Annotated in this window: 11 protein-coding genes; 5 read left to right on the forward strand and 6 right to left on the reverse strand. The window is 58.1% G+C overall.

The window, feature by feature from the left end:
* Positions 1-108 precede the first annotated feature (108 nt).
* Together RSSM_RS27585 and RSSM_RS27590 are read left to right on the forward strand one after the other, a co-directional pair.
* Positions 109-879, forward strand: a complete 771-nt coding sequence (locus tag RSSM_RS27585) for a hypothetical protein (RefSeq protein ID WP_008687553.1) — start codon at positions 109-111, stop codon at positions 877-879.
* Between the two features lie 5 nt (positions 880-884).
* Positions 885-2,432 (forward strand): HD domain-containing protein, encoded by a 1,548-nt coding sequence (locus RSSM_RS27590; protein WP_008687554.1) that lies wholly within the window; start codon positions 885-887, stop codon positions 2,430-2,432.
* An 89-nt stretch (positions 2,433-2,521) separates the two neighbouring features.
* Here RSSM_RS27590 and RSSM_RS27595 read toward each other — a convergent pair whose 3' ends face one another.
* The 3 genes from RSSM_RS27595 to RSSM_RS27605 are packed head-to-tail and all read right to left on the reverse strand — an operon-like array spanning position 2,522 to position 5,452.
* Positions 2,522-3,604, reverse strand: coding sequence for a DNA polymerase III subunit (locus RSSM_RS27595; RefSeq protein ID WP_008687555.1), 1,083 nt, complete (start codon positions 3,602-3,604; stop codon positions 2,522-2,524).
* A 19-nt stretch (positions 3,605-3,623) separates the two neighbouring features.
* Complete coding sequence (gene rpiB / locus RSSM_RS27600; RefSeq protein WP_173403193.1) at positions 3,624-4,139, reverse strand: ribose 5-phosphate isomerase B; 516 nt, start codon at positions 4,137-4,139, stop codon at positions 3,624-3,626.
* Positions 4,140-4,147: 8 nt separating this feature from the next.
* Complete coding sequence (locus RSSM_RS27605) at positions 4,148-5,452, reverse strand: arsenate reductase/protein-tyrosine-phosphatase family protein (RefSeq protein WP_008687558.1); 1,305 nt, start codon at positions 5,450-5,452, stop codon at positions 4,148-4,150.
* A gap of 165 nt (positions 5,453-5,617) precedes the next feature.
* On the opposite strand from RSSM_RS27605, the gene RSSM_RS27610 reads away from it, so the two are divergent.
* Positions 5,618-6,637: an NHL repeat-containing protein gene (locus tag RSSM_RS27610; protein WP_008687562.1), complete on the forward strand. Its 1,020-nt coding sequence runs from the start codon at positions 5,618-5,620 to the stop codon at positions 6,635-6,637.
* A 45-nt stretch (positions 6,638-6,682) separates the two neighbouring features.
* On the opposite strand, the gene RSSM_RS27615 is transcribed toward RSSM_RS27610, so the two are convergent.
* On the reverse strand, positions 6,683-7,729 hold the full coding sequence (locus tag RSSM_RS27615; protein WP_008687563.1) for a DUF502 domain-containing protein: 1,047 nt from the start codon (positions 7,727-7,729) through the stop codon (positions 6,683-6,685).
* A gap of 254 nt (positions 7,730-7,983) precedes the next feature.
* Positions 7,984-9,060, reverse strand: a complete 1,077-nt coding sequence (locus RSSM_RS27620) for a ComF family protein (protein ID WP_144060168.1) — start codon at positions 9,058-9,060, stop codon at positions 7,984-7,986.
* A 483-nt stretch (positions 9,061-9,543) separates the two neighbouring features.
* Between RSSM_RS27620 and RSSM_RS27625 the strand changes: the two genes are divergently transcribed.
* A complete protein-coding gene (locus RSSM_RS27625) occupies positions 9,544-9,924 on the forward strand; it encodes a hypothetical protein (RefSeq protein ID WP_008687567.1) in 381 nt (126 codons plus the stop codon).
* Positions 9,925-10,332: 408 nt separating this feature from the next.
* Entirely contained in the window at positions 10,333-10,998 is a 666-nt protein-coding gene (locus RSSM_RS27630) for an RNA polymerase sigma factor (RefSeq protein ID WP_085980028.1), read from the forward strand.
* A gap of 338 nt (positions 10,999-11,336) precedes the next feature.
* Here the strand turns inward: RSSM_RS27630 and RSSM_RS27635 are convergent.
* On the reverse strand, positions 11,337-15,451 hold a 4,115-nt coding region (locus RSSM_RS27635; RefSeq protein ID WP_044303836.1), incomplete at its 5' end, for a tandem-95 repeat protein.

Genomic DNA, 15,451 nt, shown 5'->3' on the forward strand with positions numbered 1-15,451 from the left:
AAACTGCTGCGGCGACGGTATTGAAAACGGCCGCCGATTGCGGCCTCCTGTCCGGCATTTTGCTTTCCGTCCGACCTTCTGAACTTCTCTTCCGCCCTGCGAGTCGCAATGTCGATTCAAGTCACCTGCACGCACTGCTACAAACGGTTTCAAGTCAGTGACAAGTTCGCTGGTAAATCGGGTCCATGTCCGGCATGTAAAAAACCGATTAAGGTCCCCGAACTCAGTGAACAGGTCGTCATCCACGCCCCCCGGGATGATTCGCCGAAAGACTCGACCGGACGCAGCGTTCTCAAACCAATCGAGGCCAAAGACCCCGAACTCACCAACCGCCTGCTGTTCATTGCGGCGGGTTGTGTTGCCGGTTTGTTCGCCATCGCACTCGGCTTTCGCTTTACCGGCGGGACACCTTTGTGGGCACAGATTCTCGGTGTGATCCTGCTGGCCCCGCCGCTGACCCGGATCGGATACAGCTTTGTACAGGACCGTGAATTGGCACCTTACACGGGCGTCGAACTTCGCAACCGCGTCCTGATTTGTTCGGCATTGTTCGCCGCGACGTGGATCATCTACGCGTTTGTTCCCGCCTATGTGCTCGAGCTCGATTCCGCCAAAGAGATGTCGTGGACGGTCGCGGGGATCATGTTTTGCGTGATGGTGTTACTCGGCGCGTTTGCCTCGGTGGCGTGTTTTGAATTGGAGTTCCCCAACGGCCTCACCCATTCAGGTTTCTACTTCACCGTCGTGATCATTTTAGCTTTGGTTGCTGGGGTGACCTTGGCCGGTGAAGAACCACCAGATCGGTTTGCCGAGCTAGCGAGTCTCTCCGCGCAAACGCCCACGACAGCCTCGACGGGCATGCCGAGCGTTCACCGGTGAAGGACATGCTACCGGAAATTACGGCACTGCGACGCGGAGTATCCCGTGTTCGCATCCCGCAGTCGCTCGACGTTCCGATGACGCAGCGAGTGCGGCGAATTGTCGACACGGCGCCGATCCGCCATCTGTCGTCGATCAGCCAACTCGGTCTCGTCTCGTTGGTTTATCCCGGCGCGACACACACACGTCTCGAACATTCACTCGGGGTCTACTCGAACGCGCTTCGGTTGTTAGATCACCTAGCGTCGTTCGATTCACCGACGAACGAGATCGTCTCTCAGGCATCCGTTGCCCAGGAGGCGTTTATCGTCGCGGCGCTCGTTCACGATGCAGGACACTGGCCCTTCTGCCACCCAATCGAAGACATGGGAAACCTGTCGTCGCGTCGTGCCGATGGGTCAAACATTCTAGCGATCAAACACGAAGATCGCGTCGACGAAATCCTGCGACAAACAGAAATCGCCTCCTGTCTCGAACAAGATTGGGCGTGCTGTGCCGATGACGTGATGGCGATTTTACGACCGAAGTCGCTCCCCGAACGACCAGGATGCCAACTCTCGGCTGCAGACGTTTCGTTCTACGCGAGTTGCCTGAGCGGGCCGATCGACATCGACAAACTGGACTACCTGCAACGCGACAGTTTGCACGCCGGCGTTCCCTATGGCAGAAACTTCGACGCCGAGCGGATCATAGCATCGTTGTGCATCCATCCCACCGAACCCAAACTCGCGATCACCGAAAAGGGTCGAACGGCAGCCGAGATGATGGTCTTCGGCCGGTACGTGATGTTCAGCGAAGTGTATTGGCATCACACCGTTCGCGCGGCGACCGCGATGCTGCAGCGTGTCCTTTTCTCACTGCTGCACGAATCCTCGCCGGTGCACAAGTCCCCGCCAGTGCACGAAGACGAATCACAGAACGCCGCAACTCAGCAAACGAACTCTTCATCGGACGACTCACTCCAAAACATTGCTTCGTGGTCCCATTTGTCAGAACCCGAATGGATTCACCGTCTACGGACCGCGGCGGCGCAACCTTGCAAACAGAGCGAATCGTCGCCGACGCAACAGGCCCGTGCCGCCCTCGCCGAAGGGCTGTTCGGTCCGACGAGAGGACTTTGGAAACGGGCCGCGGAATTCAACGTCGAATCCGGCGGTGAAGTGCATTCGCTGCTCGCGCGACGACCGTATTGGTGGCTCGTTGCCTGTTCTCGGCGTCTGGCGCAGCGGATCAGTCGTGCGATCAATCGCGACGTCGACCCGGCGATGGTTCTGATCGATGCTCCGCCGGTAAAACTCGAAGTCGACATCAACATCGACGTGGTCGGACGCAGCGTGGCAAAGGCAAACGCTGCCGTGATGACGCTAGGCGACGTTTCGCCGGTCGCCTCTGTGCTCGCGAATCGGCAATTCGACAACCATGTCAAACGCGTACGTGTTTTCGTTCCTGAGGATATTCGCACGGACCTCCGCCGGCATTCGGAGAACCTGCACGCGGCGATGGAAGATTGGCTCACACGAGCCGCGGAAGAAATGGAAAACGAGATCGCGTAAAACTGTCGCGGCCAACGCCGATCGGCAGATGAGTCCTCGGATCGCTCCATCGTGCGTTTCCGCCCGTGAAGTCAATCAACGGGAACTGCCTATCCGATGGCGCCACGATCACCGGTTGTTGCCAGCGTCAGATCGGCCGCATAACAATCGATCAATGTGTTCAGATTGGCACTTCGGTCGATTTCGCGAAACACACGGATCGTCCGATCGAGTCGCCGGGCACAGTCGTGATCGAATTGACCGTGGCGAGCCGAAGCCCGAAGCCGGCTGCGATAATGCTGCACCGCGATCGCACACACATCCCGCAACGCGGCGCGGCGCAGCGGTGCATCTTTCTTGCTGACCTCGTTGAGGTGCTCGTTGATGCACCGGGCAACAATCACCGGATCGGGAACCGGTGTGTCGAGCTGCGAGAGCAGCTTTCCACGAATCTCACCGCTCTGCCCGCTCGCCAACCGCGCGGCCACCTGCATGTCGCCCGCCGCCAATTCGATCGCTTCGTCGAGTTGCTCATCACTGAGCGTCGGTGGCGGTTCCCCTTCGCCGGCGATCGCCTCCAAATGGCGACGCAACAACTCGCGTCCTTCGGCCCCGACCGGACTGCTAAACCGCATCGTTTGACAACGGGAACGGATCGTCGGTAACTGCCGTTGCTCACTCGTTCCGATCAAGATAATGATCGCATCAGAGGGCGGTTCTTCGAGCGTCTTCAGAAGACAGTTCGCGCCTTCTTCGTTGAGGAAATCGGCGTCGTGCAAAATGGCAACCTTCCGCTCGCCTTGCATCGGACGCATATGAACGTCGTGGCAGAACCCTTCTTGCAGCCGCGCCTCCACCGGGCCGATCAACGCCTCGAGCGGGATCAGGCTGCGATCGGCCGGTTTGGCAACTTGAATCAGATCAGGATGCGTCGCCGCGCGGACCTGTGCACAATCGGGACACTGACCGCAGGGGTTCATGTCCGCCGAAGAATTGCGACGACAGAGAATCGTTTGGGCGAGCAGCAGCGCCGCGGAAGTCTTGCCGACTCCGGGCGGTCCGACAAACAGCAAACTGCCGCCGAGCCTCCGTTTTCGGATTGCGATGGCGATCGATTCCCGCAGGCGATGGTGACCGATCAGGTCGTCCCAGCAGCGAGGGAACGGTTGCGGTTCAATGCGATTAGCAGCCAAAGTCGGTCGATGCCTCAGATCAAGACGCGCGAGACGAAACCGATGCGTCCGACGCCGGCGGGCAATCCGCCGACTGTTCGTCGGCGGTGCTGACCGTGGACTCGATCGCACAGATTTTGTCGACGCGGGTACCGTGCCGCCCGGCTTCGAATTCGGTTCGCAACCACATCAGGACGAGATCATCGATCGGACGCTCGCCGATCAAGTCGCCGGGAAGGCAGAGAACATTGACATCATTGTGCCGCCGTGAAATTTCGACCATCACCTCGTCATAACACAGCGCGGCCCGGACACCTGGAAATTTGTTGGCAACAATTGACATACCGATCCCGGTGCCGCAGATCAAAATCCCGCGGTCCAGATCGCCTTCGGAGATGCGTCCAGCAACCTTCATCGCGAAATCCGGGTAGTCGACCGGATCCGCGGTATCGGTGCCTTCATCGCAGACGTCGAACCCCGCAGATGTCAATGTTTGCAGCAATCTCGCCTTGATATGTACCCCGCGATGATCACTCGCTATCCCAACTCTCAAAATAACCCTCCTCAGGAATTGCTCGATTCGTCCTTGCTACCGGGCCCATTATGGCCCTCGAGAGATTCTGTGTCAGATGTTTTTGGGAAAAAATCGTCATCTAATGCGTCGAGCCACTTCTCCAGCTCGTCCCGAATTTGATCCGCACACTGCTCGTAAACGTCCACCGGCATGCCGACAGGGTCACTTACGTCCCCCCCGTCACGACGGAGCGTGAAGACACGGTCCTTGCGATCCGGCCACGCAGCCAGAATCGCATCCCGGTGCCTCCGAGTGAGCGTCAAAACCAGGTCCGCCATCGACATCAGGGGGTCATCGAGCGGCTGGCTGCAGTGGCCCGTGAGATCCAATCCGCGGCGGCCCATGACCTCCACCGACTGCGGGCTCGCCCCGCTGCCTCGTTGAGCGGCCACACCAGCGGAAAGCACCCGAGCGACGTCCTCACGGCCGAATCGGCGGTGCAGGAGGTCTCTCAACAGGGTTTCCGCCATCGGGCTCCGGCAGGTATTGCCGGTGCACACGATGACAATCACTGGTTTCGCAAACTGATTCATAGCGGCTCGCTGGATCACCCCTTCGCGGAGGAGATGCCAAGAATTTCCTGTAACTTGAACAATCGTACCCACACCACCATAACGACTCACGCCGTCATCGAGCAGGACGGGCAGCGGATTGCCTCCCATAACACTGCACAAATGAGCATCGAGTCTCTCCGCCGTCGAGATCGCTTGACCGCCCTCCTGCGAAAACTCAGCCCAGACGAGCGGCGCCGACAAATACCGGTGGATATGGCTGAGCAATCGGTGGTTGGAAACCCGAAACGCGATTGGTAACGACGATCCCGTGGACTCCCCGGAATCGGAATCAGCCGGTGCCGCAAAACGCTGCAGGACGGACAATACCGATTCGGGCAACATGCCCGCCGCCGAAACCGACGGATCGCACTCGGAAATCAGCGTCAGCGGGCCCGGAAAACAGCGTTCGCTCAGCCGCCGGGTCAGTTTCGTCCGCGGGACGAGGTAATCCCCCGCCGCATCGCTGCTGCGAAGACAAAGTGCGAGTTGTCCCGGCACAATCCCGGGGGAGAGTCGATCCGCCGTCGTCGCGGACGAACCGGTTTCCTCATCGGAATCATCGCGTCGGGTCGCGTTGACCATCGCCGCGATCCGTTCAACGGCCTCCGGGCAGAGCGCACTGGCGACGACTCCGTAGACCGTCTCGCTGGGCAGCCCGATGATGTCCCCTTCGACGAGTGTTTGGACGCTGCGGTGGACGATATCTCGCGGGTCGTCGGTTTGCTGCAGGTCGTAAATCATTCGCGGTGAATTTTGGGGAAGAGAAGCACCAAGGATTCTATTTGCAATTCGACTCGATCCGTTCGCCCAAAACTACAGATACGTTCGGATCCGCAGAGAAGCTCTGTTCCGCCGTTCGGCTCGAATTCACATAGGCTCGGGTTTGCTGGGCCGGTCGGTTATCCTATGTCGATGACGAATGCCTATCCAGTACGCGAAGAACGCCCCAACCGTCGAAAATGTTTGGCGACGTGGGCTGCCGCTCTCTCCGTTCCGCTGATCCTTCCCGCAACCGGCTGCGTTTCGACGGGCGGGCCGAGCCCAGTGGATCTCGTCTGGGGCCGCCGGGGACTCAGCGACGGTCGCTTTCTAAAACCTCGCGCGATCACCATCGACCCCGATGACAACCTGTACATCGTCGACACGACCGGTCGCATCCAAGTGTTCGACGTCGACGGCAATCACCTGCGAACCTGGAAAGTTCCCGACACCGCCAACGGACGCCCCACCGGGTTATCGTTCGACAAACGAGGCGGTTCCGGCGAAGCCAACGGGCCCCCCGAACCGCGCTTGCTCGTCGCCGACACACACTACTATCGCATGTTAGTTTTCAGCCCCGATGGTGAACTGCAGGACGATCAACAAATCGGTGGCGTCAGTGGATCGGCCGACGGTGAGTTCGCGTTCGTGACCGATGCGGTCAGTGACCAACAGGGCAACGTCTACATTGGCGAGTACGGTGCCTCGGACCGGATTCAAAAGTTCTCCGCCGACGGCGAATTCATTGCATCGTGGGGCGGAACCGGCGAAGAACCAGGACGTTTCCTACGGCCGCAAAGTTTGGTCATCGACGGCGAGACACTTTGGATCGCCGACGCATGCAATCATCGCATCGTCCGGTATGACCTCAACGACGAAACGCCACAGATGATCGGGATCTGGGGCGACGAAGGAAAATCCCCCGGCAAACTGCATTACCCGTACGACCTCGCGATCGACCGCGACGGAACGGTTTTGATATGCGAATACGGCAATCAACGCATCCAACGATTTACCGCCGAAGGTGAACTCGTCGGCGTATGGGGTTCGCCCGGACACGATCCCGGACAGTTGTATCAACCTTGGGGCGTCGTGATCGACTCCTCCGGTCGGGCCCACGTCCTCGACAGCAACAACCACCGCGTCCAACGAGTCACCGCAATCTAAGGCGGTTTCAAAAACGATGAGCAACCAGTGTCGACAGAGACTCGACTACTGAGCCTGGCCCGCAGGAACCGATGTATTCACACTGGCCCCATTCATGACCGCTTTGCCGGAGTTTTCTTTCGCTGGCAAATCGAAACGTTGTTGAGGCGGAACGACCACACCGCAACTGACAACGAACTGGATCGCTTCATCAATCGTCAAATCCAAATCGATCGCTTCGCTGCGTCGCACCGTAACGGTGAACCCGGTCATCGGCATCGGACTGGTCGGCATCAAGACGCTCAACATTGGTTCGCCGGCCGCCTCGGATATCTCACGCATGCTGTTGCCCGTGACGAATCCCAACGACCAAATCCCTTCGCGTGGATACTGAATCGCCACGACTCGGTTGAATTCGATCTGACGATCATCAAACGCAAAGTCGGTGATCTGTTTGACGCTACCGTAGACCTTGTTGACGATCGGAATCCGCAAGATCGTTGCGTCGAACGTGCTCAAGAACCATCGCCCGATACCGCCGGCAAAAAGACGCCCGAGGAAATACAACAGCGACAGGAACACGATCAAGAAAACAGGGACAACCACCGATCGTGGCATGTACCGCAGTTGAACGTAACGATCCCAGTAGGCGGCGGCTGAATTCGGCGCGACCGCGGTCAACCCGAACTCATCGATCTCGTTGTCGACTTCCTGAACCACGTAACCGGGCAGATAGCGACGCCCGGTTGGGTCCGGTACGTAGTACAGTCCTTGATAGGTGAATCCGCGTCCCTTGCCGCCTTCGGCGATCGCTGACTGAGGGTCTCGCAAAGCCCCTTTGGGGACGCTCTCGCGAATATCGGCGAGACTCAAGACCAGCGTTTTACGGATGCCCGTTTCGACCGGGGCGAGGACATAGTTCTCGATCGCGTTCCACGCCCAAATCAACACCACGATGGTTAACAGCGGCGGCAGGACGACCCCCAGACCTCGCAACACCGCACGACGGGCACCACCCATCGCTGTGGTCGGCGCAGCAACCAAAACAGCCTCTTCCGAAGCAGCGGTCGAATGCGATTCGCCGTGAGCAGGCGGGTCCTGAGGGTTTGTCATGAAGTCAGCCGGATCGGATTGGTCCAGTATCGAAACGTTTCGCTATCGAAAAGAACGCGGTACTAAAACGCGTTTGCGGTCAAACCGGGGTGAAGAAAAGCCCCAGACTACAAAATCCGGCTCACCCCACAATCTGCCCATTTGGAAAACTGTAGCACGTGAACGCGGATGTAAAAGCGATAACGGCGACAAAGTCGGTCGGGTTGAACCGAATATCCGCTTTTTTCTCTACCACGCAACGCCAATCATCTCGGTCAATCGTCTCGCAACGCCATCGCGACGACGGCGAGCGAAACTTTGCCCGCACCGGCCTCCAACAGCACCCCCGCGATCTCATCCGCGGTCGCTCCCGTGGTCATCACGTCATCGACGAGGACGATCTCACGGCCGGCAATCAGCTTCCTCGCCCTCGCCCGAACTCGAAACGCACCGCGCACATTCGCACGCCTTTCCTCGTCATCGAGCAACGCTTGTTTGGAAATGGATCGGCACGCCCTCAACAACGCCGCATACGGCAGCCCCCAGAAACTCGCGGTGTACTCCGCGAGAATCCGAGTACCGCTGCCGCCTCGACGCACCTGACGCAGCCACGGACTCGGAACACTGGTCACCACGGGAACGCCTCGCGGCGGCAGACGGTTTCCACTGAGGACAATCCGCCCGGCCTCTCGGGCGAGCGAGCGCACCATGGATCCAGCCGAGGTCGGCGCGGGGTTCTCGGTTTGTTCCGGATTCTTCCCCGGCGATTCCGGCTTCTCCTCCAATTCCGGCCACCGCGACAAACAACGCGCGGCCAAACGACTCGCCAAATCACGAGCCACGACGGAGTTGTGAGGGTATTTCGCTGCCACCACCGCATCCCGCGCCACGTCGTGATAACGATACAGCGGGGTGATTCGTTGAAACCGATGAGCCCGCTTGGCGTTCTTGCATCGCGCGCAGGGAGCATCATCCGGTGCCGCCTCGAGATCCGGTGAATCCTCGAGTTCGGTTGGCAAACCGAGGTCGCGATCGATGCGGTCGGCCGAGGGCACGCGGGGCGTTCGAGCCGCTCGGGGCCATCCGCATTTCCCGCACGCCGTCTGCATCATCGGTGCCGACTGAATCAATGACGCTTCGCAAACCCGGCAGAACGTTCGGTACTGCCTCGGCGGCACAGCTCGCCCCGCCCCGGTTCCACGCTCTGCCCCTGTCTCGACCATATCGGTCGCGGCTCCACAGAGGACGCAGACCGGTGGGAACACCAACGGGGCAACTGACTCCCACGCCTGCAGAACCGATTGCCGCGACCGATGAGCGAGACGTGCGACAGTGGAGCTTTGGTGATTCAAACGCAGTCTCTCCCCTGCGTCCGTCGGCACCGTACACGAAACCCGCTGGTTGCACGAAACCCGCTAGCGACGGGCGTCAATTCGTCGGCATTACGCGAGGAATTGGCGACATTCAGCGGCGTCGGTATTCGAAAAGTCGCACCATGCCAAAATTTCCCCCGAGCCGCCGATGCGACGTTTTGGCTCCTCATCGAAGCAGAAAACATTGACGAACCCCCCGTGAATTGCTTCGTTTTCGCGAAACGTCATCCGCTCGCTCGAAAACATATTTGAGAATTTTACAAATTTTCCTGCTAGCCGCGCGAACCTTCTGCTGAAATAGTCTTCTAAACCATCGTCTCACCGATGGCCCTTTTGGGGTATTGCCATTCGGGGCAGCGACCTCCTCGGGGGAGACTCGGACATTGATACCGAGGCTCGTGAGATTCATTTCCAATATGTGCTCCAAAACCGCACCATCTCAATAGGTGCCGGGAGGATCCGATGCGAACTCTGATTTCCAAACTGAACGTCATTCGTGCGACCCGCGTCAGCGGCATCTTGTGCAATGGTTTCGTCGGAATGGTGTCGCGCATTACGACCCTCACCGAGAGACTCGCGGATACCAGTTGGCGGGCCTATGCGGCTCATCATGCTGAACGCCCCGAGATGTTTTGGAAGCCTCTTCATGCCAGTGTCGGCAGCATCCCTGCCGTCATAGGACGTGAGAAACATTCAGCGTTCTCACGCGGGACGGACCTAACGTGTCCGTCACAGTCGCGATGTTGGGGTTACCCCCAATCGATGGAATTCAAAGGCCGTTCGGTACTCCGAACACGCATGCCGGCGAATTCGACAGGCACGGGATTCCACGCAGCGGGCTAACGCCCAAACGACGGAAACCGCGTTTTTTGACTCGATCGATTTCATCGGGCTGGCCTCGATAAATCTTGGCCTCGATGGATGTTGCCCCTAGGCGACCTCTCCCGTCGGTCCTGACCGCTGACTCGTTTCAGTCAATTTCGAACGAACTTCGCACCCACGGATAGGCCCTATCCGATTCGGCGCCCCAACACCTGTTCCTTCAGGCCATGTGACTGTTCCGACAGTCGTTTCACCATGAAGGCAGAGAAGAGGCTCCCAATCGCAGATCGGTCCAAACGGCCGAATCAGCCCATCCGTTCGAGTGAAGATCGCCTGACTCAATCGCACTTCCTACATCGAATCTTTGAATCACTTCACTGGCAGTTTGAAAATTGGAACGCCCCTTCGCCTCAGGGGGAGAAACTCATCATGACGATTACGTACAACACTGAAACACAAACTCCGATCTTGCCGATCAACTCTGCCGTCGACCAAGCACCGTTGACGGTGGCACAACTCGTCGTCCAAGCCCAATCGGGTGACCGGGACGCGTTCGGAGAATTGTTCGAACGATACCGGCCCGCGATTGTCGCCTTGGCAATGCAGCGAGTCCGCAACGCCCACGAAGCCGAAGAACTCGCGCAAGACGTTTTCATCCAAGCGATGCAAAAAGTCGACCAACTGCGAGTCCCGGAAGCATTCGGCGGATGGTTGCGGCAAATCGTTCACCGCATGGCGATCAACCGCGTCACCCGCGGTCGTCTTTCGGTGGCCTGCGATCCAGAAACCCTGGAAGCAACCTGCACCGATGATGCATCGCCTCAAACCGCCGCCGAAGCTCAAGAGCGAGACGCAGCGGTTCGGGTCGGCCTGACTCGGCTCGGTGACATGGATCAACAAACCCTGCGGGCGTTCTACCTGCAAGGCCAATCGTTGATCGAAATGAGCGACCGGTTCGACGCGCCCGTCGGAACGATCAAACGACGATTGCACACCGCACGGAAACGTCTCGCCGAAACCATGCGGACGGACTTTCCGGCAACGGTGCCGATGAACCTCCCGGTTCATGAGGTCGCCGTTTGCCAAGCCGTCTAGTGGTGCGTCAAAGCCTAGACTTAGGGTAGCGAAACTCGCCAAGAGTTTCGGATGGGCTCGTGTATCACCGAAAGTCCTGGCGACTTTCGCTACGGCCTTGAACTCTCATTCTTGATCGTGATGCACCACGAGTGCGAGTCTGCGAATGACCAGTTGCCTCGCGCCCGGTTGTCGCTCGGCATGACATCATTGTCAAAACATCGCTGTTAAAACATCGTTGTCAAAATCAAAAACACCCCCTCGATTCGAATGAGCCGAGGGGGTGTTTTGATAGGTGATTGCTGGCAGACGTTGGGGTGCATTGTCCGCCGCGTGGTCATTCTTCGCCGTTGATCAGATCAGAACAGATCACTGATCGCCGCGTCTAGGTTAGCCGCGAGCGAATCATCATCATTGTCCGAACCAGCAGACTCCGCCGCGTTGTCGATCGCAATCAATTCGAGCACGTCCAATTCGCCCTCGATTTCGGCACCTCCGACCACTTTCGCGGTTCCCGAGGAAACCGTCGAAACCGATGCGCTCGTATCGCCATCGACCGAGGCGTGATCTGATGAAGACACCGAGGCGATCGGCTCGCTCGACAGTTGAGCTGTATCCTGCGCGTTCAACATGTTGATAACCTGCAACGCATCGACCTCCGTTACGAAGCCGTCGTCATTGACGTCATAGTAACTATCGTCATCGGCAGGGATCGCACCGATCGGAATACCACCGGCGGACCCACCGAGCCCTTCGTTGAGCAGGTTGATGATCATCAAGGCATCGAGAGCAGTAACGAAACCGTTGCGATTGACGTCCGTCGGTGCAGCCGGGTTCGTACGCTCGTTCACTGTCGTGTTGAACTCGATGATGACATCGCCGCTCTTCACACCGTTGATATCTTCCACCTCGATCGTGACGGTGTCTTCCCCGGTATGCCCAGGGTCCGGCGTGTAAACCAACTGCCCGCTCGCATTGATTTCGGCAAAACCGTTTTGACCGTTGACCTTGATCACCGTCTTCGTCAGATCGAGCGGATCGGCGGAAGCAAACAGATCATCGAGATCGACAACAGCCGTCCCTTGCGTGGTTCCATTGTTGAACGTTCCCGTTCGAATCGGATCCATCGTCGGCGTCGGCACGGTGACAATCTGCACGGTCGCTGGAGGGCTCGGTTGACCTGAAATTGGTCCACCGATGTCACTGAGCGTGTACTCAAAACTGTCCTTGCCTCCGCCCACGGTTAGGAATTCGTCACCCGGCAGATAGGTAACCTCACCGGTGACCGCATCCTGACGGAGTTCACCGTAGAGCGGCTGAATCGTTACCGTGAACGTCAACGGATCGATCGTATCACCGGTATCAATGTCGAAGTCGTTTTCAAAGATCGAGTTTCCGGCCAGCGTCAACGATTTCGCGACAGGTGCTCCCGAAGCGTTTTCCTCGTAATCGAAACCGATCACGTCATCGATAACCGTTGGAGCATCGTTGGTTCCGGAAATCGTCAAACGAACCGTTGCGAAATTGCTCAGTTCGCCCGCGATGTCACTGACCTGATACTGGAACGAGTCCACAATCGTCGTGCCCGGACGCAGCTCTTGAATCGCGGACGTCTCGAGCGGATTGTAGGTGATTGTCTCCGTTGTCGGATTGATCGTGATCAACGCACCGAGTGTTGTCGAAAGTGTCCCCGTCTGCACCAATGTCAACTCATCACCGACATCAATGTCCGTATCGTTGCCGAGCAGGTCATTGATCGTGAACGTCAGAACGTTGTCTTCCGTCGTGATGAAGTCATTGTCATTGGCGACCGGAGCGTCGTTCACCGGAGTGATGCTGATCGTCAGCTGAACTTCCGCGGTGGTCAGCGCCGGTAAGCCATCGCTCGTCAACAACTGCCCATCGTCTGGGTCCGCATCGTCGGTCAGCGAGACACCGATCACGGTGCTTCCGTTGGCCTCTTCCTTGAACTGGAACGTCAACTCACCGGTCGCATCGATCGATGGCAAAACCTCGAACAGGTCCTCATCACCGGCCGGGACGTTCACGATAAAGCGAGCCGATTGTCCGGTATCCCCCGCCGAAACATTGTCCGCCCAATTTTCGACATACAGCGGGTCTCCCTCGGTGACGCTGATCGGATTGTCTCCGACGACATCGAACGACGGCGGATCATTCGAGGAATCAATCGTAATCGTCAGAACAGCCGACGCGGTCGCAACATTCGGTGCGTTATCGTCACCATCATCGGTCACGATCACCTCGAAGGTTGCCGCTCCCGATGCACCAGGTGTGACATCAAACACGAGATCGTCGCCATCCCGTCGCACGACGGAATCGAGATCACCGGCTGTAAATTCGAACAGATCTTCGTAGCGATCATCGGTCGCGACAGGTCGAATCGTGATCGAGGCAAACGACTGAGCAGGGATCGCACCGAGACCATCGATCTCATCGCTCGCACGACCTCCACCGAGTGAATCCCCGGCCGGTCCGACTGTGACATCCGCGAACCAATCATCGACCCGCACCGAGCCGACGTCTTCGGGCAACCCGAGCATCAGATCCAACGAACCGAGGTCCGGTGCGTCGTTGACCGGGGTCACGTTGATCAACCAAGTCCCGAAGATGTTCGGCGAATCCGGCGTTGCGGTATCGCTGATTTGATAGATCACTGCATCCTGGCCGGCGAAGTTCATCGCCGGTGTGTAGGTAAACGTCGAACCGATTCGCGTGATCGTTCCGCCACCGGTCGTCGTCACCGCAGGTCCACCATCGGTAGGTAATCCCGAGAAGATGATGAGTCCTTGGGTCGACTCGTCGATCGCACCACTACCCGCCGGTGCCGTTGGTCCACCTTGGAATTCCGCTAACAACTCCGCTTCGGTGATGGTGGTCGAACCTTCCTCGGCGATCGTCGCCGAAACGACACCGTCTTCACCCTGTTTCACTTCAGGCGGATCGTTCACCGGCGTGATCGAGATCGTAAACGGAACCAATGCTGAGGTATTGATATCTCCCCGTCCGGTCGGATCATTCGCACCGCTGTCGACGGCCATGATATTGAAGACGAAGTCTCCGGAGATGTCCGTACCGGCCGCGAACGTCAAACGTCCGAGCGAATCGACCGCCGGTGGTGTCGTGAAGGCACCGGGATACGCGACCGCAGGATCCGGAGTGATCACATAACTCAAACTCTGACCGTTTACCGGATCGTTCTCATCCGTCGCCCCAACAGGCCCAGCCGCCCGATCGGCGATCAGGTTAAACGTCACCCCAGCAGGAGCCCCCTCGGTCACCGTCACAACAACGTCACCGCCACTCACACGAGCAGGATCCACCTCAAACAACGGAGCATCATTGACCGGATTGAGGAGAATCCTCACACGCCCAGTCGACGTCATCGGATCACTGCGAAGGATCCCCAACTCAAAACTAGTCAGCCCGAGATTGTAGGTCTGCCCGTCATCTTGCACCGTGTACAAGAATCCGTCGGACCCAACCGTGTCCAAGTTCTGATCCATCCGCGGCGTGTAGTCCAGGTATTCTCGACCATCGACTCCAGGCTCAGTACCACGCACGAGCGTGCCACCTTGTGTTGTCGTTGACGGGAACCCGGTCAGTGCCAACGTTTGTGCATCCAACGTTGTCGTTGGAAGCCCCACGACGGTCTGGCCACCATTGATTTCGTCGAGCGGGCCTGCCGTAAACAAATCCAACAGACCAGGACGTTCCGATGCGTCTTCTCTTTCGAGGTAGATCCGATACGTTCCACCACCGTTGATTTGGTTGTCTTCGGTCATGGTGATCACCAAGGTACCGTCCGACTCAATTTGATAGCGGTCGTCCACACTCGCGTTCGTGTCCACCGGAGTCGGCACAACCGACGTATCCAAGCGAGGTGCGTCATTGACCGGTTGCACATGAACCGTTGTCGTTACCTGAACAAACTTCGAAACGAAACCGGGGTCGTTGGCAAGCGAGTAGTCAACGACGTTGAAGACCAATTCCGCGGTACCAACTGCATCGACGGATGTCGTCAAATGCATCGTTCCATCTTCCGTAACAGTTGGCGGAACCGCGAACAATCCGACCGGGATCGATGACAATGCGGCCTGTAGTTCAAAACGCACACCTTGGGTAGCCAATTCGTCCAACGCGGTCGACTCACTCGGCAAGATATTGCTCGCCCAGTCGGTAATATTCCGCTGGCCAAGGTCATCTCGCTCGAGAACAAACACCCCTTCGTTGAAATCAAATCGAGGGGCGTCGTTGACCGCACGGGTCGTCAACGTCATCTGCTTCGGTGCGGACCGGTTGTTGGTGTTCGTGTAATCAATCGAACCGACCGCGTCAGGATCAGGGATTTCCGAACCTGGGATGCGGGTTGGGCCGAAGTCTTCGACCACGTAACTGAACACTTCCGTCGGATCGAACGGTGTCTGTTCGTTGTAGTCCACGTTCGGCAAGTACT

Origin of the sequence: Aporhodopirellula sallentina SM41, assembly GCF_000346505.1 — a bacterium.
Classification (GTDB): Bacteria; Planctomycetota; Planctomycetia; order Pirellulales; family Pirellulaceae; genus Rhodopirellula; species Rhodopirellula sallentina.

Excerpts from the sequence above, each read along its gene's own strand:
- RSSM_RS27585 (WP_008687553.1), top strand. The coding sequence starts at position 109 with ATGTCGATTCAAGTCACCTGCACGCACTGCTACAAACGGTTTCAAGTC.
- RSSM_RS27590 (WP_008687554.1), top strand. The coding sequence starts at position 885 with ATGCTACCGGAAATTACGGCACTGCGACGCGGAGTATCCCGTGTTCGC.
- RSSM_RS27605 (WP_008687558.1), bottom strand. The coding sequence starts at position 5,452 with ATGATTTACGACCTGCAGCAAACCGACGACCCGCGAGATATCGTCCAC.
- RSSM_RS27610 (WP_008687562.1), top strand. The coding sequence starts at position 5,618 with ATGTCGATGACGAATGCCTATCCAGTACGCGAAGAACGCCCCAACCGT.
- RSSM_RS27615 (WP_008687563.1), bottom strand. The coding sequence starts at position 7,729 with ATGACAAACCCTCAGGACCCGCCTGCTCACGGCGAATCGCATTCGACC.
- RSSM_RS27625 (WP_008687567.1), top strand. The coding sequence starts at position 9,544 with ATGCGAACTCTGATTTCCAAACTGAACGTCATTCGTGCGACCCGCGTC.
- RSSM_RS27630 (WP_085980028.1), top strand. The coding sequence starts at position 10,333 with ATGACGATTACGTACAACACTGAAACACAAACTCCGATCTTGCCGATC.